We start from the raw sequence: 19,537 nt of genomic DNA on the forward strand, positions 1-19,537 counted from the left end.
CCGAATAACCCTACTCAGGAGCCCGCGATGATGTCACAGCAACTCGACCAGCACCGATACACAGTCATGGACAGGACAGCGTCCGCATTGCCTTGGCGCCATCCGGTTGCCGGAACCTACTTCTGCGAGGACGTCGGCCCGTACGCCTACATGATCATGCGCCAGAACTCACACAAGTGGGCGGTCGGCTCGATCCCGCTCGAGGACCCGTCGACGCCGTGGCCGATTCTCGTATACGTCCGCACCGCCGGGCGCCGGTATGCGGGTCTGCCAGCGGCACCACGACCGGAGCGCGTCATGAACGACGACGACTACGCGTGGATCACGACCGCTGTGGAAGACGCGCTAACCGCCCATTGCACAGCCCTGGCGGCGATCCAGCCTGTACCCGCTCCTCTCGTGGAAACTCTGTCGGATCTCATCATGGCCCTCTCACTCACCGACGACTACAGGGTCGTAAAGGGCCTGCGTCGGCTGGGTGCCGCAGTGGAACTACCCGAGGACGCGCGCCTGTACCTTGAGGAAAACACTCCCGAGGAATGGCTGGGACTGAGCGTAGAAGAAATCGAGCGCGAGGAAGACCACAGCGCGGAGATCATGCGGCGGGTCCTCGAAGAGTACGAGCAGCGCCACGGGCAGAAACTACTCGGCGAACGCTGATCGCGACCAGCACCCTCTGGCTTCGGTCGGGGGGGTGCTCCTGTACGCCATGCGGTAGGGTTCGGGCCGTCGTGTCATGCGGTCAGTGAAGGGGCGGGATGAGAAACCGAATCGTGTTGTCGGGACTTGTTGTCGGCGCGGTCGCATTGGGCACAGTGGCATGTGGAGACACCACGGACGGGACGCCGACCACCACCACGTCCGACGTAGCCAGCGCCGCGGCCGCCGTCGAGCTGTTCAATCCCTGTTCGGATCTGAGCGAGCAGGCGCTGACCGACGCGGGACTGGATCCCAGCACCGAACGCACGTCTGTTGATCCGCCGTCCGGTGAGGCTGATTGGCGTATCTGCTCATGGAAGCCGACCGATTCCAGCGCCACCGTCCGCGTCGACGTCTTTTCGACCAGCTACACCATCGACGAGGCGCGGCAGAACGACAACCTGACCGGCTTCGAGAACGTGACAATCGGCCCGCGTTCCGGTGTGACGTTGTACGACAAGAGCGACACCAAACGCGACCGCTGCTATGCCGCCATGCCCGCCGCACAAGGGATGTTCGAAATCGCGGTGACCTGGCGCGGCTCCGAGTCGGCGATGCCCGACATGTGTGATCTTGCCGTCGAGCAGGCGGCCCGGCTCGAACCGAATCTGCCGAAATAGGGGGGACACAATGGCCGACGACAACGCGTTTCAGCACTGGACAGACATGAAGCAGAAGGCGATCGCTGGCGAGCTGAAGATGGACGACCAGATCGGTGCCGCTCTGCGCGACCGCTGCGAGACGTTCCGGCTGGAGCTGCTCGACCTGCGCGACGATGCTCGAAATCTCGCCCATGTCAGCGGGTTCGGCGGACTCGAGTCGGCAAAGGCCCTCCAGGCCAAGTTCGCGGCCGTGGCGACCGGTGGAGCCGACATCGAACAGTCCGCGAGCGCGGTGGGACGCTTGGACGAGGCAATCAAGATCGTGGAACTCATGCGCGACACCTACGCGGCATCGATCGGCAAGCTCCAACAGGCCGACCAGGACAACGCGGCGGGCGTCAATAACGCCGGGGATGGCGTTCGGTAGGTCACCGCCGCCGATACATGTGCAGTCGCTGTATCAGCCGTTTCGCCTCGTCCGTCTTCCCGTCCTCCAGCGCCGTGATGATCTCCTCCAGCTTGTGGTTGGGAACCTCACCCGCTCGGGCCACCTCGGCGCGCAAATCGACGTACTTGTCCGGCCCTAATAGGGCGTTCAGCCTGCTCCGTGTACTCATGAGTCCAGGGTACATAACCGCAGGTCAGAGCGTTTTTGCACTAGGGAGAGCTAGAGGGAGAAATCGCGCGACGAACGCGTCCGAGAAGCCTTGCGCGACAACGGATGCCGATAGCCCCCCCATGGGTGGGAAGAGTCGGGCGTCCTCCACCGTGCTCGGCATGCATGCTGTGGGTAGGTGGAGCCACAGGTCGACCGTGGTGAGGTGTGTGCGTTCAAGTGGACAGCGGTTGATCATGGCAGCGAGCAGGTAGTGACGGTTCGACAGGGTATCGGTGCAGGTAAGTGGGCTGTAGTGAATCACTACGTCAGCGCTGGCCCTCGGGTCCTGACCACATACATGCCGTTTGTCCACCACATGAGAACGATCATTTTGTTTCGTTTATGAATGATTGAACTTGATTCAGGTTGATCAGGCAATCAAGGTCATGATGCATGCAAGGCAACACAGAGCACTGACTAGGTAGGTGGTGTGGGTGCAGGTGGGTGCAGGGCAGGCAGGCTAGGTGCGGTGCAGTAGTGGTGTGGTGCACTACCAACGTCGTGATGTCTTCACACGCTGCATGTCTGCTACCAGTGTGGCAGTGCGTATTCCATTGCAGCGTGAGTGTGCTGGTTTCAGGTTTGACTTGTCGTAGGCCAGGTGTGGGTGGGTACGCACAGGTAACACGTGATCGAGTGTCCAGCCACGTGGATGCCGTCCGGAGAGGTGGGGCGCTATGGGTTCCTCACAGACGTGGCATATCCAGGGCAGGAACGTTTTTGCCCACACACGTAATTCGGCCCACTCGCGGGTTTTGTAGATCGGGTTAACGCGGCGGCTACGACTCATGACGACTACTCGGGCTGGATTCATGGTTGGGGCAATGCGATTCGTGCCTGGCGTCGAGTACTTGATCCAGGAGGTTGACAGCGGTCGTATTGCCAGCACGCCAAGCCATTTCACGTAGGTAGATCAGCTCATGCAGCGATAGCGCCATCAGGATAGCCACATCGGCCTGCCTGTTCTCGCGGGTGTAGGTGTTGTGCCACAGGCCCCCGGCAGGAGCAGACAAGGAGGCAAGGAACCCCTGCCGGGGGTGTGGTTTTCGGTCCGCCACGCCGGGAAGAAGTACCTCGAAGTACCGGCGGTGATGCCGCAACCGAAGTCTCTGTGCAATTGTGTTACGCGGCTACCGGTTCCTTGTGCTTCGGCAGGGCGACGAATTTGTCGTGGTGATAGCCGTTGCGTCGCAGCCAGTCCGGGGTTTCCGGATCGGGGGTCCAGACCGGTGCCCGCATGATCACTTTCAGCCGGAGGTTCATGTCACGCCTCCTCGGGGTCGGGGAGAGCCCGCCAGTCTTCGATCGGGAGCCCCTCGCGAACCAGGGAGTCCGGGCCGGGTTCGTCCATAGCGCTGTCCATCTCGGCGAGCACGCGGTTCTGTTCCTGCTCGAAGGCACGCTCGTTGTATCGGCGGACCTGGCGCAGTACCTCAAAACTCATGACCGGCTCAGTCCTTCTCGTCGTCGACATCCACCAGCTCGACCGTGTAGCCGTCCCCGAACATCTCGATCAGCTTCGCGTCGTAGTCCATGATCAGGCCCTCACTCCGGTGTCGACCGAGAATGCCCCGGGCTGGAGTACCTGCACATCGGCCCGGAGGTGCGCCACAAACGCCAGTTGCCCATTGTCCGCAAAGCGCTCTCTAAGTAACTCGATCTCGAAACCATGCCTGATGCCGATCGCCAGCAAATCCCACTGCCCCGTATAGATTTCGGAGGTGTCGTTGCTGGTCCCCGTGGTGAGGTTGACCGGCACCTGCTTGGTGAAATACAGCGGCAGCATCCCGGAAGGCGGTACCAGATAGTCGTTTTGGCTGTTCTTCAGCTTCGACAGTGACGTGCCCGTCCTCGGTGCGGCGATGTGGGCCGTGGGCTCGTAGTTGTTGTTACGCACCGCCCCCGCCGCATCGACGAACCAGTCGTAATTCGCGATGGCCGAGCCGTTCGCACCGTGGGTGGTGGTGGTGATCCCGGCGGTGTTGAGCACGCCACGCGGTTCGGGTGCAGATCCACTGCCGCGCAAGGCGACCCGGTCGAGTTCCACACCGATCTGTGCCGCGAATGACCTGGCAATAATGTCACCGGCGGCAGGATCGGAGTCCTGGAACAGTTCCCGAGATAGCACCACCAGACGGTCCAGGCTACGCGCGGTGAAGGTGACAGCATCGAACGACAGATCGCCCGCCGTGATCGCCGCGCCCTCGTTCCTCCAGGAGGGTCCGCCTTCACCGGAAAGCCGTGGCACCTTCAGGGTTGCGGAACTCATTGGAACGGTGATCGCACCGGCTCGGACGACCTGGGTTGCGTTGCGGGCCAAATCGATGACCTTGTTCGCCAGCGGAGTCGGCACGACGTGGCCTCCGGCAGACAGGGTGCCCTCCACCATGGCGCGTTCGTGTACGGCGTTGTGCCAGTTGCCCGTTGCCAGCCCGCGGAGGTAGAGGCCGAAATTGCCGCCCTCGTCGGTGGTGTGGCCGTTGTCGCGGCTCCAGTCGCTGACCTTCTGCTCTCGGGTCAGAATCGCCTCACCGGCCAGTTTCGGTGCGGGGCTGGAGGCCCGGTAGGTGGCCTCGTCGCGCTCGTGCCGGTGATCACCGCCGCCGCCGCTGGCGAACTGTGAGCTGTTCGGATCGGCCGCATAAAGGCGCTTGACCTCCTCGGCGCGGTTCTCGATGCGTTCGATGTTCTGCCGCAGCAGCTTCGCCCGGTCCGCGATCTCGTCGAATCGCTCGGCATCGTTGCCCGCGATGTCCTGCCCGTCGGCCCTGGCGAGAATGGCGCGTGCCTCGGTTTCGAGCTGTGCCCGTTCTTTCTTCATCTGGTCGAGCTGGAGTACCCGCCCGTTGGAGTCCTTGAGTGTCATTGGTTCTGTGCCTTACATCTCGAATTCGATAGCGAATATCCGCCGAGCCGAGTCGATGTCGATGACCGGGACATCCTGCGTACGCACACCGGCGATCAGCGCCTTGCTGTACGCGGGAGAGGTTGTCACCAAGGACACCTCGCGCATCGCTGCCTCGGTCCGTACCACGACACCGTCGGAGTCGATGTGGTCGCGGATCGGTGAGAAGCCGATAGAGAACGAGTCGATGATGCCGTCGCGGATCAGGGTCAGCGCATCGTTGCCAGCGGTGGTGTCGCTGATCAGGAACACAGCGCGCAGGCCGGTGGAGACCTCGGTTAATTCCACAGCCTGGCCTACAGGCAGGGATCGCTCGGAGTGCTGGATCAGCAAACGGATCTTGTGCCCGCGCTGTTCGATACTGCGTGCGAAGGCCCCCATCTGGAACCGCTCCCGGTAGCTTCGGCCACTGGGGAAGTCACGGACGGTCGCGATCTCGCCATACGGCACGACGGTGCCGTGGACGGTGCGGCCGGTGGTGTCGCCCATAGGCGCGGATCGGTGCAGTACTTCGATCATGATCGTCGCTCGGTTTCCTACGCATGCCGGTTCTCGGCGGAATCTGCGTGGCGATCGCGCTCTCGTCCGGGTTGTTCCGGCGCTGGCTGCGAGTGCCGAGCTGATATCAGTCTAGCTCAAATACAGGTACGGGGTAGGGGTGTGGCGCTCTTACACCCAGTCCTCGGGGATGTGGTCGGGGACGCGCTGGTAGTCGGTCGCGGCGGTGGTGATCATGTCGGCCAGTCCGTCGATCAACTCGCCAGCGAATGGGGTGTCCCGGTAGCGGTGCGCCACTGCGGCGAGCAGTCGGGCGGTGAATCCCGAGCCGACCTCGGTTGCGAACATACCCAGCGCCGCCTGATAGTTCGTATTGCCCGCCAGGATGCCCGCCAGCGCGAGGGGGAGGTTCGCCTCGCGTGGTGAGCCCAGCGCTGCGTAGCCACGACTCAGGGCCTCGAATTCACTGATCAGACTGTCGCGGGTGTAGTTGTGGTCGGGGGTGTCGTCGCGGCAGTCAGGCATGATCTTGGTCCTCTCGGTCGATCGCGGCAGCGAGGTTGGCCAGACCTTGCGGGTCGAAGTCGGTGGCGGTGGCTTGCTGGAATCGGAGCCGGGCGCGGTCGAGTCGTTCGGCGTCGTCGAATTCGCGTGCGGTGGTGAGTTCGTAGCGGCGGCGGACGGTCGGCATCGGCTTCGTGCGCGGTGTGGACTTGCGCCGTCGTGGCCAGGGTCTGCTCGTCGTCCTCGTGCCGGTCGGCGGGTCGTGGTATTCCACATCCTGATCACTCGTCCAGGTGACTTTCATGCTCGGCTCCCAGGTGAGATGTGTCTGGTTCTCGGCGGGGTCGACTACGTGGTGTCGCGAGCGCTGGCAGCGCAGGGTGAGGTCGCCGGGAACGATCTTGTTGCAGCGTGCCATGATCATTTCTCCGTTCAATTCGTGATCTTGGAAAATGTGTTCCAGATTTTGCTGTGTGGGTGTGGAGACTTCTCCTGTTCTCCTCAGCGCCTGGTCAGACACTCTTTTCTATGTACATGTGTGCATGGCAGCAGAATCTGGAACATATTTCCCTAGTCGAAAACCGACAGATCGACTTCAGCCGCGAGGGTGTAGAACCACCGGGTTCGATCGGGACCGATTTCCATTTCGTCGCACTCCAGCAGTTCCAGCATGTGCAGCGCCTGCAACTCCCGGTCGACAGAATTCCGTGCCTTGCCGAGCCTCTTCCGGACCTCCTGCGTCGAACTGTGGGGATGGGCGGCAAGGTCCCGGAGGATCGCCAGCCGCAGCGGTGGGACGGAATCGGCCGCGCAGCGGATCGCCAGCCGCACGCCCTCCACCGATGACAACCCGATCGCCAGGCCGCCGCGGACGACCTGCAACAGCTGCTTGGCGAATCGGGTGGCCATCTCGGGCGCGTGGGCGTCGATGACGTTGCCCTGGTAGTCGCGCTCCACCCCTGTGCGCGCCAGCGTCACCAGGTCCGCCGCGTCCAACAGCCTCTCCTGTTCGGCGTCCTCCACAACGGGCGGCGTCCCGTCTCCGACACCGGCCAGCACACCCGCGACGGCGGCGGCCAGCTCGGCGCGCATCTCGACCTCGTGCCCGGTGTTCGACAGGGCGCGTCTACCGGCAGCACGACGCACGGTCGGGGTCCGCGAGTCCATCCGCAGCAGCACGAAACGGTCACCCATCGCCGCGATGACCGAATGCGCCGAATCCCAGGCCGTGGTCACCGCCCCGACGATCGCGATCCGGCCCACCCACTCCAGGGTCCGGCCACCGTCCACGCCGACATTGCGCACCCATTTGCCGTCATAGATCTCCCGCAGCGCTGCCAGGACCGGCCCCCGTGCATCCCCGGACATCGACAGGAGCGTGGTGACGTCCTTCACCACCAGCACCCCGCCGGGGCAGAAGCTCCGTAACAGGCCGCCGGTCGCATTCTTGGCGCGTTGTTTCTGCGCCGTCCCCGACAACAGAGCCCCCTCGGACGCGACGGTGGAGGCGATGATCGCCCCGGCGCCGGCGAGTGCCTGCACGGTCTCCGTCTTCGCATTGCCCGGCCCGGACACCAGCAGCACCCACAGCGGATCACCGTCGAGTCGTTCCACCGCGGCAGCCGCCAGCACCACGTCCAGGGCATCCAGGTCGTAGTCATTGCCGAGCCACTTACGGAACACGGCGTGCACTTCGTCCAGCGCGATCGGGGTCACGGGCTCGGGCGCGGAAGACTCGACCACCCACTTCACATAGATCTCCCCGTCGTGCTCCTCCTCCACTCGCTGTGTGCACTCGGGCGCGAGGATCGCGAAGATCCGTTCGTCTTCCGCCCAGCACCTCACCTTGAGACGGGCGCGCTCGGCGATGGCATCGAGTTCGGCCGGGGTCTTCGCCAGTGCCTTGCCGACCGAGTGCGCCAGCATGTCCGAGAACTCGTCGGGGGCCTGCTCGGGCTTCGCCAGGTCGAACCACTTCCGGACCGCGTCCAGCACCGCCGACGACACCATGCCTGCACCCATTTCCTCGCAGGCCATGTTCAGCGTCTTTTGCGCCGTACCGTGCCGGTTGTCGGGGTTCAGTAGCTCCAGGGTCGCCGCGATGTGCTCGAGGTCCCGGTCGTTCGGGGCGGCCCACCGCGTGATGAACGCGGCCACGTCGGCGGCTACAGCGGTCGGTGTCGTCGGTGCGTGCACAGCGTCGGCGTCGGCGGTGAGGTCGATACCCAGCTCGGCGGCGAGCGCGTCGGGGTCCCAGGGCGTGGCCTCGTTCGGATGGACCAGGAAGCCCACCGGCGACGGCGGATCGGTCTTGTGGTTGGAGGCACCGACCGGGCGCAACAGATTCTCGTCCGTCACCTTCGATGGGTCGCCGCCGGGAATACGGGCACACAGGGCCTTGCACAGCGCGTGGTGCTCATCGTAGGTGAGTTCGCGGGTGACCTCGATATAGATGTGCGCCTTACCGGGGCTCGATTCGACCGCCCACCCGTGAAGTGCCCGCGCGATCTCGGCATGGTCCGGTCCGGGGGTGTCGGCGTCACAGTGAATCCGCCTGCGCGCCACCGCGTTGCGCTGTACCCGGCCCGTCTTCTTGTGTCCGCTCGGGTCGTAGTCGGTGCGCATCAGATAGGGGCAGGCCCAGACATTGCCGTCATGGCCGCGGATGAGTCGCGCCAGGTTCTCGCGCTCGGCGGGCCAGCGACGACGACGTGGGCGTTCGCCGCCCCTGCTCTTGCCCCGCTGCTGGATCAGCAGATAGGCGTGCCCGGTGTCGGTGCCGAAGACATGGTCTAGATAGTCGAGGGTATCGGTGTCCGGTTCCCGGAAAATGTCGGTTCCGCTGGGTAGAATATCTGTCATTGGCGATTCCTCCGCCTGGTTCGAGAAAGCCCTCCAAGTGGTCCTGGGGGGCTTCTCTCATTCTGGCCGGGGTGGCGGACATTTTCCGGGATCGGTGCATGGTAAACGGCGTTAATTAATGCGAATTCTTGTAAGTCCGTTCGTATTATAAATAAATGGAATGATTCCAGAGAGTGATTCTCTCTACGTCAGCGCCGCCGTCAACGCGGTCCGGTCGGTCAATATCCGCTCCACCACAACGGATTCCGGGTCGAAACCCTTACCGCGCCTGCCCGTCGCCAGAATCGTCACCCGCACAGTCAATTTCACGACGGTCCGCTTCTCGTCCAGCGACAGCGACTGCCACAGCGCCGCCGGGTCCTTCGATATCGCCGCCAGCAACGGATGAACCGTTTTCGGTACCGCGCGCTTCTCTGCCTCGGAAATCTGTGTCAGCAGACCCTTTTCGACTCGGGACAGCATCGCCGCACTCAATTCGCCTGCCGCATAGGAACTCGCCGCATCTTCCAGTCGCTTCCGCAACGTCGCCAATTCCACACGCGCCGACAATGATTCATCCGGCACACCACCCACCACCGACTCCCCGTGCTCGTCCTCGACGACATCGAACAGGAAGGTGTCGGCCCGCCAGTCGGACAGTGCCCGCAACACCTCTCGGACCACATGGTCGTCGGTCTGCTGCTTCTTCGCGCGGTAGCTGTGGCCGGTGCGGCAGGCGTAAGCGGCCCCCTGTGCCCGTAGCGCCACCTTCTCGCCACACTCGCCGCAGACCGCGATACCCGACAACAGATGCCGCGCCCTCGGCCCCCCGGCGTCATGGTGCAGACGGGCCGGATCGGTCAGCAGCGCGGTCAGCGCCCGGTGTTCGTCGGTGGTGATGATCGCAGGCCACAGCGCACCAGGACCCGTGACGATGCCCTGATGGGTCCTCAACCCCGCCAGCGATGCCCGTAGCAGTGACTGCCGCGCCTTCGCGATGTTCCACGCCTGCCCGCTCGGCCGCACCACCCCTCGCGCGTTCCAGTCCCGCACGACCGATGCCAACGAGCGCCCGGCCAGGATCGACGCCACCGCCTCACGGATCGCCGGACCGGCCACCGGGTCGACCTCCCAGCGTGAGCGGCCGTCGGGATCGAACACGCGCACCCAGCCGAAGCCCAGCCCGGTCAGCGCGGCACCACGTTCGGCGGCGTAGCGCTTCTCGCGCTGGATACGCTCCCTGGTCCGGTCGGACTCGTGCTCGGCGGTGACAGCGCTGATGCCCGTACTGAGCCGGTCCGATGGTCGCGTGAGGTCATAGACGTTGCCACCGGCGACCAGCAGCACACCACGGGCAGCGCAGAGGTCGCGTAGTTCCACCCAGTCCGACAGCTTGCGTGTGGCCCTGCTCGGCTCCCAGACCACCAGCGCGTCGCCGGACCGGAGTTCGTCGAGCAGCATCCGATAGCCGGGCCGGTCCTTGGTGGCGTAGCTGGAGGCGCTCAGGCCCTCGTCGCGGATGACCTTGCCGAGTTCCCAGCCGTGTTGTGCGACCACGGCCCGGCAGTCCATGACCTGATCATTCACCGATGTCGAGCGGCCGTCGCGATCCTTGCTGACTCTGGCGTAGACGACGGCGCGGCGCTGATCTTGATTATTGACCATTGCTATATCTCCAGGTGAAGGCTACATTCGAGCGTACCCCAACAATCTGGCCGACAGCGGCATCAGTACTGGTAGCCGCTCTAAGTGCAGGGCAAGGGTCAGCGTGGTAGGCCTCGCGGGGTAGGTATTCCTCTGCTGCTTGTCGCGCTGACCGCGCTACCTCCCAACGATTATGGACGTCGCCTTCCACGGCACACGGGCCACCACTCGCCGGGCCGGGTACACCTCCTAACCGCATAGCCTCTCGATTCTGTCGGCCGGGACATATCGCGGGCATATCGAAAACTACATACGCGCCTACAACACCACGCTGCTTTGACTGAAGGCATGAAACAGCGTCAACCAGCACGAACCGGACCTCGCCGGGGCGGGTCCGCCGTCCTCGCCGCCCCCACGGAAAAGTTGGATCGGCGAGTCGATACGAACGCACCCGACTCGGGAACCGTCACCTCGGGTTCGCCAAGCTGATCCCCACGCAGATGCCAGGGCCCGAGCTGGCCCAGCTGTTGCAACCGTACGGCGATCTGAGCCCGGCTTCGGTGCTGTGGTTGCAGGTCGGCAGCTGTTATCCGTATGAGATCACGATCGGCGCAGTGGAGGTCGTGGCCGGGCTGTTGCTGTTCGTGCCTCGGACCGCGGTGCTCGGTGCCGCGTTGAGTCTGGGCAGCACCGCGCAAATCCTCTTGGTGAACATGTCCTACGACATACCGGAGAAACTGCTCGCCTCGCACCTGCTTCTGATCAGCCTGATCCTGCTCGCCCCGTATCTGCGGCGACTGGTCGATGTCTTTGTGCGGCAACGCGCGTGCGAGCCGCTGACACAACCCGCGCTGTTCGCCGACGACCGGAAGAACCGCATCGCGCTGTGGATTACGGTGGCTATCGGCCTCTGCATCGCGCTGGACAGCAGCTCCGACCGTTGGCGGGTCTGGCAAGAACAGTACGGCCCGCACAGCCCCAAATCCGAGCTGTACGGCATCTGGAACGTACGCGATCTCACCCTCGACGGCCAATCTCTCCTCCCACTGACCACCAACGAAATCCGCTGGCAACGACTAGTTTTCGATGACCCCGAACAGGCAACCTACCAAGAGATGGACGGCGACCTCATCCCCGCCGCCGCCACGTTCTTGCCCAACGGGACCCTGGAACTCAGGACAACCGAAACCGCTGTTCCCCAAACACCTTTGGCCACCCTGTCCCACGAACAACCCACCCCAGACCAACTACTCCTACGCGGCACCCTCCACAACCGCCCGGTAGTGATCACCCTCGAACGCGTAGACCTGGACAGCTTCACCCTCCGCAACCGAGGCTTCCACTGGGTTCAGGACTACATCTACTTCCGATGAATTACTCGGCAGTGGGTCCGGTTTCGGGTCGCGTCGACGCTGGACAGTTCATTCATCAGCTACGCCGAATCTGCCCGATTCTCGGCGAATGGTGCGGCGACTCCGAGGTCACCCAGGCTGCTGAGCAAGAAGGCGTTGACCGCGTCGGCGCGCTCGAGCTGGACGAGATGACCAGCACCGCCGATCTTTTCGACCGCCCGGAGGTCAGGCACATACGCCCGCATGGTCTCGAGCGGGTCACGCCCGCTGAAACCCTCCATATCGGGGTCGTTCTCGCCGTAGACGAAATACACCGGGACTGCGACAGAAGCGCCGGCATAGTCGGCGGTCAGCTCCCAGTTACGGTCGATGGCTCGGTACCAGCTCAGTCCGCCGGTGAAGCCGGTACGTTCGAATTCTGTGGCTAGGGTGTCGAATTCGTCGGTCGAGAGCCAGCTCCACGGCAGCGTGGGCGCCTGTGGCAGCGCCTCGAGGTAGCTGATGCCCGGAGGGTTTCGCCAGGTGTCGAGATAGTGGTAGTCACCGCTGAGGGCGTAGTACACCCGAGCCAGGAATTCGCGCGGCTGGGCAGCCAGCGCGGCATCGGCGACACCGGGCTCACGGAAGTACTCGAGGTGCAAGAAGTGCTTCTCCGCCATCCGCGACCAGTAGCTCGACGGCACGCGCGGCGCGCGCGGAGTGAACGGGTTGTTCAGCACCACCAGGCCGCGCACCCGCTCCGGCGCACGCAATGCCAGCTCCCACAGCAGCGCGGCACCGAAATCAAGGCCTACGAACACGGCCTGGTCTGCGCCGATATCGTCGAGGAGCGCGAGCAGATCACCGATGACGGCCTCGTTGGTGTAGGCGTCGGCGTCGTCGGGGATGCCGGTACGGCCGTATCCGCGCATATCCGGGGCAAGCGCGCGCAAGCCCGCCTTCGCCGCCGCCTCCATCTGCCGATGCCAGACGTACCAGGTGTGCGGGAATCCGTGGCAGAACACCACCGGATAGCCCGCACCCTGCTCCGCCACGTGCAGCCGCACGCCCTTGGTCGTTACGAACCGATGCGTTACATCCACGACAACCTCCCGAACACTAGAACGCGTTTCAGTTTCACGGTAATGTCCCGAGACCGTGAGCGGAATACCTGCAGAACTAGACGGCCGGGTCGCGGTAGTCACCGGAGCCAGCCGCGGCATCGGCAAAGGCATCGCCCTCGAACTGGGTGCGGCCGGGGCGACGGTGTACGTCACCGGTCGGTCGGTCACGGCGGGCAGACTCCCCGGTACCGTGCACGACACAGCCATCCAGATCGACGAACTCGGCGGCACCGGTATCCCCTACATCTGCGATCACCGCGACGACGACGCCGTCGCGCGCCTGTTCGACATGGTGCGCTCCGAGCAGGGCAGGCTCGATGTGCTGGTGAACAACGTCTACAACTCCCCCGCCGCGGCTCGCTGGCTCGGCAAACCGTTCTGGGAAGTACCGCCGTCCGCGTGGGACGAGACCTTCGACGTGGGGGTTCGCTCGCACTACGCCGCCGGCGTGTTCGCCGCTCCGCTGCTGCGGGAATCGGGCGGGCTGATCGTCAATATCTCCTCCCCCGGCGCCGAACGCTACATGCACAACGCCGTCTACGGCGTTGCCAAAACCGCCCTGGACCGGCTCACCGCCGATATGGCGCATGAACTCACCGATTCCGGCGTGACCGTAGTGTCGCTGTGGCCTGGCATCGTGGATACCGAACTGCTGCAAATGATTCCTGCCGACGCCGAAGGCAAACGTCAGGTCACGCTGCCCGGCGAAGGCACCTTCGATCTCAATGCGGCCGAGACGCCGCGTTTCCCGGGCCGGGCGGTAGCGGCTCTGGCCGCCGATCCCGACCGGAAGCGGCGCACGGGGCGCGCCTTCCGGGTCGCGGACCTCGCCGAGGAGTACGGATTCACCGACGTCGACGGGCGGGTACCGCGCGCGGAGTGACTGCAACCCGCGAGCCCGTTCAGGCGACCTCGAGGAAACGGCGCACCGCCCGCGGTGGCTCGGAACGCCACGCCAGTCGAACCCGCGACGGGGGCGCATCCGGTACATCGCGATAGACCACGCCCGGATGCGGCGCGCGCACGCGGGCGAGTTCGGGCACCACACCGATCCCACGATCGGCGGCAACCAACTCGATCCATTCGTCGAAGTTCGTGCAGGTGATGACCGCGCGCTCGTGATCTGGCGGGTCCCAGGACGCGGCGGTGGTCGTCCCGGAGATCGTATTGACCACCAGTGGCTCATGGGCGAGGTCGGACCAGCTCAGTCCGACGGCCTCGGCAAGCGGTGAGCCCGCACTGACGGCGAGCACTCGGCGTTCGGTAGCGATCGACCGGGAGCGCAGGTGGCGGGGCAGGCCGTTGTCGGTGCGGTAGATGGCGATATCGATGGCGCGTTCGTCGAGCGCGGCCAGCGGGTCATCGACGCGCCGCAGGCTGATCCGTCCGCCGAGGGCCTCGAACCGGGTGCGGGTCTCGGCGAACCATTCGTCGGGCAGCAGCCAGGAGAATCCGATCTCGACCGTGGCGCGGCGGCGCAGGTCAGCGGAGATGGCGTCGACGTCGGCGACAACCCGGCGGGCGCGGTTCAGCAGGTCGGAGCCCTCGTCGGTGAGCGCGAAGCTTCGGGAGCTTCGTTCGATCAACCGGCATTCCAGCAGCCGCTCCAACTGCTGGATCGTGCGGGTGAGTGCGGGCTGGCTCAGGTTCAGGCGGGCGGCGGCACGGGTGTAGTTGGCCTCCTCGCACAGCGCGACGAACGCGCGCAGGTGACGCAACTCCACATCCATGCGTCCAGCGTATACATCGTGCACAACAAGCATTTCACGGCGGGCGGAGCGGACCGTAGCGTCGATTCACGTGACCGAGACAGCGCCCGCACCCGAACGAACCCTCGCACCTGCCTTGGCGGCCTGCGCGGGCTTGGCCGCTGCGATGGGCGTCGGCCGTTTCGCCTATACCCCGCTACTTCCGGTGATGATCGACGCGCATCGTCTCGACGCACATGCCGGTGCGGTCGTCGCGGCCGCCAACTATGCGGGGTACCTGCTCGGCGCGGTGCTGCTGGCTCGTCGGCCTGATCTGAACGGACCCGGCTTCTTCCGGGTCTCGGCAGTGGCGTTGGTGCTCAGCGAAGCCCTGATGGCGCTGCCGATGTCGACTGCTGCCGCCGCGCGGCTGGTCGCGGGGGTGGCGAGTGCGGTGATCTTCGTCGGCTGTGCGCGTGCGGTGGCGGGGCTGCGCGGTCGATATGCCGCCGGTATCGCGTTCGGCGGAGTAGGGCTGGGGATCGCCGTCACCGGTGTGCTGGTGCTCGCGGTGCGGCCGATGCTGTCGTGGCAGGGCATGTGGATCGGCGCGACGGTGCTGACCGTACTGCTGATCGCCCCGGCGCTGTGGCTGGATATTCCGGGCTCGGCGCCCGGTACCGGGGCTACCCGGCATCCGCGCGGTGGGCCGTGGCGGTTGCTGCTCGGCGCGTACTTCCTCGAAGGCCTCGGCTACATCGTGATCGGGACCTTCCTGGTCGCCGCGGTCGGCGACTCGGCGCTGGCTCCGGGCAGTTGGGTGATCGTCGGTGTGGCGGCGGCGCCGGCGACCGTGGTGTGGGGCGTGCTGGCGCGACGCCGGCCGACGGCGGGACTGTTGCCGGTGGCGTTGTTCGCGCAGTTCCTGTCGGCCGGATTGCTCGCGGTATCGACCGGGACGTGGCAGGTGATCGTGTCGGCGGCACTGTTCGGTGCCACATTCATGGGGATCACGCTGCTGGCAATGGAGATCGGCGGCAGGCTGCGGGGCGCGACGGCGGCCGCAGCCCTGACGGCGGTGTATGGGGCAGGTCAGCTGCTGGGTCCGCTGGTGGTGGCGCCGCTACTGGGCGACGGTTACGGTGCCGCGTTCGCGGTCGCGGCGGTGGTCCTGGCTTGCGCCGCTGCGTTGGCTGTCGCTGCGAACCGCCGGATCGGTGCCTCGAACAGCGCGGCCGTCGGCTCCGGCGATCAACCCTCAGCCCAGTTGTCGCGCCGACAGGCTCTCGCGCGGCGATGACATGATCGCGCCCGGTTGCCGGCATGCGGCGACCCAGCACGATCTCGGTCGGTCAGCGGTGTCAGGATGTCGACGGCCCGTGCGTCAGGTGCACGGGCCGCCCGAGGTGATCAGGAGAACTTGATCTCCAGGCCGATGCCGAGGATGGCGATCAGCCAGATGGCCCCGGCGAAGATGGTGAGGCGGGTCAGGTTCTTCTCCACGACCGTCGAGCCCGACAGGCTGGACTGCACACCGCCACCGAACAGGCTGGACAGACCTCCACCCTTGGCGCGGTGCAGCAGCACCAGCAGCACCAGCAGCACGCTGGTGATGATCAGGAGGATATCCAGGAACATCCGCATGGCCGACAGTCTATGCGGACGGGGCGGACTGGAACGAATCAGGTCAGCGCGGGGGCACCGCGACCAGGTGGGTGATCGTGGTCTCGTCGCCACTGGCGAACCGCGTGACGGCACTTTCCCTCAGCTGATCCTGCGCTGTCAACCGAACCTGATGCTGCTGCATATGTTCTGACCAGGACCGCACCACGAACGCCTCCACGTACCGGTCGACGACGCCGACGTCACGGTAGAGCCGCCACTCCATCGCGCCGGTGCGCTGCCTGGACCTGCCGACGAACACCATCGCCGCCAGAAATTCCTCGACGTTCTCCGGCGGCACGTCGTAGGGGCGCAGCACCATGACCGGTCCGTCCGCCGGCGATGGTTCCTCCACCAGCTGCGGTTCCGGCCAGAACGCCGACGGGGTGAGATCGAGCGCGTCGGCGTCGTGGCGGATCGGCAGCCACAGGGTGGTCAGCGCGCAGCAGCCGAGCAGCACGGCCGCGGACAGTAGCGCCGCCACCACCCCGAACGCGCCCGCGACCAGGCCCCACACCAGTGAGCCGATGGCCTGGCCGCCCATGAACACCAGCATGTACACCGACAGCCCGCGCGCTCGCACCCAGCCGGGTAGCAGTAGTTGCATCGTCGCGTTCATGGTGGACAAGGCCAACAACCAAGCGAAGCCCGCACACACCAGAAGCAGCAGGACCGGAACCACCGAGTGCAGCAGAGCCGCGCCGACGGTCGCCACCCCGAACACCACCGCGGCGATCCCCAGCTGCCTGGTCGGGGTGAGCAGCGCACGCACCCGCGACAGCGCGAGTGCACCGAGAACGGCGCCGACACCGAGCGCCCCGAGCATCAGGCCGTACCCGGAGGAGCCGAGGTGCAGACCGTCACGCGCGACGACCGGCAGCAGCGCCCACAACGCGCTACCCGGGGCGATGAACAGGATCGAACGCAGAAGCACGCGCCGGATCGCAGGTGCGGCGCGGATGAACCGGGTACCCGCCTGCAATGCGGCCAGCGGACGTTCGCTGGGCAGCGACCGCTCGGTGGACGGCCTGCGCCACAGGATCAAGGCGGCGACGATGGCGCCGAACGACAGGGCATTGAGGATGAACACCAGCGTCGGCCCGGACAGCGACACCAGCACACCGGCGATCGCGGGCCCCACCGCGCGCCCGATATTCATGCTCATACTGCCGAGCGCGGCGACCGACGGAATCTGTTCGCGCGGGACCAATTCGGGCTGGATCGCCTGCCAAGCCGGAGCCGTCAACGCCTGACCGCAGCCGAGCAGGAACAGCAACGTCAGCAGCACAGCGGGCGTAGTGTGCCCGGTCGCCGTCGTTACCGCGAGGGTGGCCGCCAGCAACGCCATGGTGGTCTGCGCACCGAGCAGCAACCTGCGCCGATCCACCAGATCCGCGATCACTCCCGACGGAATCGACAGCAGCATCACGGGCAGTGTGGTCGCCGTCTGCACGAACGCCACCAACGCCGCGGCATTGGGCTGATCCACCAGAATCCACTGCGCGCCCACCGTCTGCATCCAGGTGCCGAGATTCGACACCAACTGCGCGATCCACAGCGCCCGATACACCCGATTGCGCAGCGGCGCCCAGGTGGAAGGCGGTTTCGGTGCGGCGGTGGTCACTCGAGACAGCCTAGTCGGGGCTCCGACGGCACCTTGATGATCATTGGGCCGGGTGGCCCCGCCTTGCGGTTCGACCTCACCGAGCCCTCTGCCGTGGGAGGCGCGAGTTCGGCTGCGACGACCGGCGCCGACGTCGAACTCCGACGCCGACCCCATCCCCCACGCGCATCCACCTCGGTCGCAGCGTCAGCGCGCCACGGCAGGCGCCGGAGTGAGATCCGGGTCGGCCGCGATCCGGGCGGCGGTCTCGGCGTCGGGCGCGTAGTAGCGGGTGCGGACAACCCACTCGCGGCGCAATTCGGGGATCACGATCTGCATGTTGTCCCACTCGGAGGCGAGGGTGGCACTCCAGTCCATGGGTGCCTGATCGGCGGAGAAGGCGGCGCCGTCCTTGCGGCCGGCCGAGCGGAGCAGTTCCATCGTCACGCCGAGATAGTCGTTCCATCGGGCGTAAGACGTGGCCATGGTGGCCGAAGCGGGGACGTCGAGCTTTATCAGGTGCACGCCGTGCGCCCATTGGTCGAGGCCGAGCAGGCTGTTCGCGGTGTCACGAGTCGGCCCGCGCCGCAGCGCTCTGCCGGGCCAGCACCACACCGGCGCGGCACCATGGCAGGCAATGCCCCGACGCTCCATTTCGGCGACCATGGCGCGGTAGGCGGGTCGCCAGTTCACGACCGCGTATTCCCAATCCGCACGGAAGATACCGTTGTCACGCACGGCTGCAACGACTTCCGGCGCTTGCAACGTCCACAATCGCATCAGCAACCCTCGGGCTGGATAGGCAGCATGATCGTCGAATCCGCGAACATTGGTTCCTCCCCCTATTTCTCGTCGACGAGCAGGAAACATACGCTACGACCGACACCCGTCGGCGTCACCTGGTTTTCTGTCCTTCATTCCTGAACCAGCCGACCCCCCGCCGGTAGGATCGCAACATGTCGGCAAACCTGATCCGGTTCGGAGCGGCGTTGCTGCTCACCCTCGCGGCCGCAACGGCCTGTTCGAACGACGACGACTCCGAACCCGCCGGTCCCCCGCCGACGCCGATGGGCCATACCTACATCTCCACCGAGGTCGAGGGCACTCCCATACCCGGCGGCGGGCCGCTGACGCTCGCCTTCGCCGACGACCGGGTGTCTGCGTCGGCTGGCTGCAATACCCACAACGGCGCCGTCGTGCTCGACGGCAACACCATGAAGGTGTCCGGTTTGGCCAGCACCCTCATGGCGTGCCCCGGCGACAAGATGGACGCCGATCAGTGGCTCGGCGATCTGCTCAATGCCTCCCCCACCTGGCGCCTCGATGAATCGCGGCTCACGTTGGAGGGCAACAACACCACGGTGGTCATGATGGACAAGAAGGTCCTCATGCCCGACCGACCGCTGCGTGGCACCCCCTGGGTCGTCACCGCGCTGCTCACCCCCGACGCCCAGATCCACTCACAGAAGATCGACGAACTCCAGCCCACCTTCACCATCGCCGAAGACGGCACGCTCACGGGTTTCGCCGGCTGCAACCGGCTGACCGGCCAGGCCGCGATCACCGAAACCCCCGAAGGCGCCGACATCGCCTTCACCGTCGCCACCACCAAGATGATGTGCGATCCCGAGACCATGGAAGTAGAACAGGCCGTCCTGACCGCCCTCGACGGCACCGCCCAGGCCACCGTCGACGCCAACGAACTCACCCTGCGCAACCCCAACGGCCACGGACTCATGCTCCGGGCACAGTAACGACCCCGGACAGTAACCAGCTGG

The 19,537-nt window shown here is 65.5% G+C and carries 22 protein-coding genes; 7 read left to right on the forward strand and 15 right to left on the reverse strand.

What is annotated here, in order from left to right; all coding sequences use genetic code 11:
* The first annotated feature begins 27 nt into the window (after positions 1-27).
* The 3 genes from ACFXNW_RS09025 (at position 28) to ACFXNW_RS09035 (ending at position 1,728) form a co-directional block, all read left to right on the forward strand.
* Positions 28-660: a hypothetical protein gene (locus ACFXNW_RS09025; protein ID WP_379417077.1), complete on the forward strand. Its 633-nt coding sequence runs from the start codon at positions 28-30 to the stop codon at positions 658-660.
* A 98-nt stretch (positions 661-758) separates the two neighbouring features.
* Entirely contained in the window at positions 759-1,319 is a 561-nt protein-coding gene (locus tag ACFXNW_RS09030; RefSeq protein WP_379417078.1) for a DUF3558 domain-containing protein, read from the forward strand.
* Between the two features lie 10 nt (positions 1,320-1,329).
* A complete protein-coding gene (locus ACFXNW_RS09035) occupies positions 1,330-1,728 on the forward strand; it encodes a hypothetical protein (protein ID WP_379417079.1) in 399 nt (132 codons plus the stop codon).
* A 1-nt stretch (position 1,729) separates the two neighbouring features.
* Here the strand turns inward: ACFXNW_RS09035 and ACFXNW_RS09040 are convergent, their stop codons facing one another.
* The 10 genes from ACFXNW_RS09040 to ACFXNW_RS09085 all read right to left on the reverse strand — a co-directional run bounded on the left by ACFXNW_RS09040 (position 1,730) and on the right by ACFXNW_RS09085 (position 10,372).
* Positions 1,730-1,918, reverse strand: coding sequence for a hypothetical protein (locus ACFXNW_RS09040; RefSeq protein WP_379417080.1), 189 nt, complete (start codon positions 1,916-1,918; stop codon positions 1,730-1,732).
* Between the two features lie 531 nt (positions 1,919-2,449).
* Positions 2,450-2,773 carry an HNH endonuclease gene (locus ACFXNW_RS09045; RefSeq protein WP_379417360.1) on the reverse strand — a complete coding sequence of 108 codons (324 nt, stop codon included), beginning with the start codon at positions 2,771-2,773 and terminating at the stop codon, positions 2,450-2,452.
* A gap of 308 nt (positions 2,774-3,081) precedes the next feature.
* Complete coding sequence (locus ACFXNW_RS09050; protein ID WP_379417081.1) at positions 3,082-3,222, reverse strand: hypothetical protein; 141 nt, start codon at positions 3,220-3,222, stop codon at positions 3,082-3,084.
* 1 nt (position 3,223) lies between these two features.
* Positions 3,224-3,403, reverse strand: coding sequence for a hypothetical protein (locus ACFXNW_RS09055; RefSeq protein WP_379417082.1), 180 nt, complete (start codon positions 3,401-3,403; stop codon positions 3,224-3,226).
* Between the two features lie 93 nt (positions 3,404-3,496).
* Positions 3,497-4,825, reverse strand: a complete 1,329-nt coding sequence (locus ACFXNW_RS09060; RefSeq protein ID WP_379417083.1) for a phage major capsid protein — start codon at positions 4,823-4,825, stop codon at positions 3,497-3,499.
* Positions 4,826-4,837: 12 nt separating this feature from the next.
* Positions 4,838-5,383 carry an HK97 family phage prohead protease gene (locus ACFXNW_RS09065; RefSeq protein ID WP_379417084.1) on the reverse strand — a complete coding sequence of 182 codons (546 nt, stop codon included), beginning with the start codon at positions 5,381-5,383 and terminating at the stop codon, positions 4,838-4,840.
* Between the two features lie 150 nt (positions 5,384-5,533).
* A complete protein-coding gene (locus ACFXNW_RS09070; RefSeq protein WP_379417085.1) occupies positions 5,534-5,887 on the reverse strand; it encodes a hypothetical protein in 354 nt (117 codons plus the stop codon).
* Positions 5,880-6,284, reverse strand: coding sequence for a hypothetical protein (locus tag ACFXNW_RS09075; RefSeq protein WP_379417086.1), 405 nt, complete (start codon positions 6,282-6,284; stop codon positions 5,880-5,882). The genes ACFXNW_RS09070 and ACFXNW_RS09075 overlap by 8 nt, the downstream gene beginning before the upstream one ends.
* Before the next feature lie 152 nt (positions 6,285-6,436).
* Positions 6,437-8,728: a hypothetical protein gene (locus tag ACFXNW_RS09080; RefSeq protein WP_379417087.1), complete on the reverse strand. Its 2,292-nt coding sequence runs from the start codon at positions 8,726-8,728 to the stop codon at positions 6,437-6,439.
* A gap of 183 nt (positions 8,729-8,911) precedes the next feature.
* Positions 8,912-10,372 carry a recombinase family protein gene (locus ACFXNW_RS09085; protein WP_379417088.1) on the reverse strand — a complete coding sequence of 487 codons (1,461 nt, stop codon included), beginning with the start codon at positions 10,370-10,372 and terminating at the stop codon, positions 8,912-8,914.
* Positions 10,373-10,851: 479 nt separating this feature from the next.
* Between ACFXNW_RS09085 and ACFXNW_RS09090 the strand changes: the two genes are divergently transcribed.
* Complete coding sequence (locus tag ACFXNW_RS09090) at positions 10,852-11,724, forward strand: hypothetical protein (protein WP_379417089.1); 873 nt, start codon at positions 10,852-10,854, stop codon at positions 11,722-11,724.
* Between the two features lie 59 nt (positions 11,725-11,783).
* Here ACFXNW_RS09090 and ACFXNW_RS09095 read toward each other — a convergent pair whose 3' ends face one another.
* Positions 11,784-12,785, reverse strand: coding sequence for an alpha/beta fold hydrolase (locus ACFXNW_RS09095; protein ID WP_379417090.1), 1,002 nt, complete (start codon positions 12,783-12,785; stop codon positions 11,784-11,786).
* 55 nt (positions 12,786-12,840) lie between these two features.
* On the opposite strand from ACFXNW_RS09095, the gene ACFXNW_RS09100 reads away from it, so the two are divergent.
* Entirely contained in the window at positions 12,841-13,689 is an 849-nt protein-coding gene (locus ACFXNW_RS09100) for an SDR family NAD(P)-dependent oxidoreductase (protein ID WP_379417091.1), read from the forward strand.
* A 19-nt stretch (positions 13,690-13,708) separates the two neighbouring features.
* Here ACFXNW_RS09100 and ACFXNW_RS09105 read toward each other — a convergent pair whose 3' ends face one another.
* On the reverse strand, positions 13,709-14,536 hold the full coding sequence (locus ACFXNW_RS09105) for a LysR family transcriptional regulator (RefSeq protein ID WP_379417092.1): 828 nt from the start codon (positions 14,534-14,536) through the stop codon (positions 13,709-13,711).
* 70 nt (positions 14,537-14,606) lie between these two features.
* Here ACFXNW_RS09105 and ACFXNW_RS09110 point away from each other — a divergent pair, with 70 nt between their 5' ends.
* Positions 14,607-15,794 carry a YbfB/YjiJ family MFS transporter gene (locus tag ACFXNW_RS09110; RefSeq protein WP_379417093.1) on the forward strand — a complete coding sequence of 396 codons (1,188 nt, stop codon included), beginning with the start codon at positions 14,607-14,609 and terminating at the stop codon, positions 15,792-15,794.
* Positions 15,795-15,904: 110 nt separating this feature from the next.
* Here the strand turns inward: ACFXNW_RS09110 and secG are convergent, their stop codons facing one another.
* From secG to ACFXNW_RS09125, 3 genes are all read right to left on the reverse strand, one after another.
* The gene (secG, locus tag ACFXNW_RS09115; RefSeq protein ID WP_379417094.1) at positions 15,905-16,138 is read right to left on the reverse strand and encodes a preprotein translocase subunit SecG; all 234 of its coding nucleotides are present in this window, start codon (positions 16,136-16,138) and stop codon (positions 15,905-15,907) included.
* A 43-nt stretch (positions 16,139-16,181) separates the two neighbouring features.
* A complete protein-coding gene (locus tag ACFXNW_RS09120; RefSeq protein ID WP_379417095.1) occupies positions 16,182-17,780 on the reverse strand; it encodes an MFS transporter in 1,599 nt (532 codons plus the stop codon).
* Positions 17,781-17,966: 186 nt separating this feature from the next.
* Positions 17,967-18,539, reverse strand: coding sequence for a DUF3841 domain-containing protein (locus tag ACFXNW_RS09125; protein ID WP_379417096.1), 573 nt, complete (start codon positions 18,537-18,539; stop codon positions 17,967-17,969).
* A 176-nt stretch (positions 18,540-18,715) separates the two neighbouring features.
* Here ACFXNW_RS09125 and ACFXNW_RS09130 point away from each other — a divergent pair, with 176 nt between their 5' ends.
* Positions 18,716-19,513 (forward strand): META domain-containing protein, encoded by a 798-nt coding sequence (locus tag ACFXNW_RS09130; RefSeq protein WP_379417097.1) that lies wholly within the window; start codon positions 18,716-18,718, stop codon positions 19,511-19,513.
* The last annotated feature ends 24 nt before the right edge of the window (positions 19,514-19,537 follow it).

It is taken from the genome of Nocardia sp. NPDC059180, assembly GCF_042754945.1.
Taxonomy (GTDB): domain Bacteria; phylum Actinomycetota; class Actinomycetes; order Mycobacteriales; family Mycobacteriaceae; genus Nocardia.

Bases quoted from the DNA above. Each gene is read 5' to 3' on its own strand.
- ACFXNW_RS09035 (WP_379417079.1), top strand. From the start codon at position 1,330: ATGGCCGACGACAACGCGTTTCAGCACTGGACAGACATGAAGCAGAAG.
- ACFXNW_RS09060 (WP_379417083.1), bottom strand. From the start codon at position 4,825: ATGACACTCAAGGACTCCAACGGGCGGGTACTCCAGCTCGACCAGATG.
- ACFXNW_RS09075 (WP_379417086.1), bottom strand. From the start codon at position 6,284: ATGGCACGCTGCAACAAGATCGTTCCCGGCGACCTCACCCTGCGCTGC.
- ACFXNW_RS09055 (WP_379417082.1), bottom strand. From the start codon at position 3,403: ATGAGTTTTGAGGTACTGCGCCAGGTCCGCCGATACAACGAGCGTGCC.
- ACFXNW_RS09130 (WP_379417097.1), top strand. From the start codon at position 18,716: ATGTCGGCAAACCTGATCCGGTTCGGAGCGGCGTTGCTGCTCACCCTC.
- ACFXNW_RS09030 (WP_379417078.1), top strand. From the start codon at position 759: ATGAGAAACCGAATCGTGTTGTCGGGACTTGTTGTCGGCGCGGTCGCA.
- ACFXNW_RS09080 (WP_379417087.1), bottom strand. From the start codon at position 8,728: ATGACAGATATTCTACCCAGCGGAACCGACATTTTCCGGGAACCGGAC.
- ACFXNW_RS09125 (WP_379417096.1), bottom strand. From the start codon at position 18,539: ATGCGATTGTGGACGTTGCAAGCGCCGGAAGTCGTTGCAGCCGTGCGT.
- ACFXNW_RS09090 (WP_379417089.1), top strand. From the start codon at position 10,852: ATGCCAGGGCCCGAGCTGGCCCAGCTGTTGCAACCGTACGGCGATCTG.
- ACFXNW_RS09085 (WP_379417088.1), bottom strand. From the start codon at position 10,372: ATGGTCAATAATCAAGATCAGCGCCGCGCCGTCGTCTACGCCAGAGTC.
- secG (WP_379417094.1), bottom strand. From the start codon at position 16,138: ATGCGGATGTTCCTGGATATCCTCCTGATCATCACCAGCGTGCTGCTG.
- ACFXNW_RS09050 (WP_379417081.1), bottom strand. From the start codon at position 3,222: ATGAACCTCCGGCTGAAAGTGATCATGCGGGCACCGGTCTGGACCCCC.
- ACFXNW_RS09040 (WP_379417080.1), bottom strand. From the start codon at position 1,918: ATGAGTACACGGAGCAGGCTGAACGCCCTATTAGGGCCGGACAAGTAC.
- ACFXNW_RS09045 (WP_379417360.1), bottom strand. From the start codon at position 2,773: ATGAATCCAGCCCGAGTAGTCGTCATGAGTCGTAGCCGCCGCGTTAAC.
- ACFXNW_RS09025 (WP_379417077.1), top strand. From the start codon at position 28: ATGATGTCACAGCAACTCGACCAGCACCGATACACAGTCATGGACAGG.
- ACFXNW_RS09105 (WP_379417092.1), bottom strand. From the start codon at position 14,536: ATGGATGTGGAGTTGCGTCACCTGCGCGCGTTCGTCGCGCTGTGCGAG.
- ACFXNW_RS09065 (WP_379417084.1), bottom strand. From the start codon at position 5,383: ATGATCGAAGTACTGCACCGATCCGCGCCTATGGGCGACACCACCGGC.
- ACFXNW_RS09070 (WP_379417085.1), bottom strand. From the start codon at position 5,887: ATGCCTGACTGCCGCGACGACACCCCCGACCACAACTACACCCGCGAC.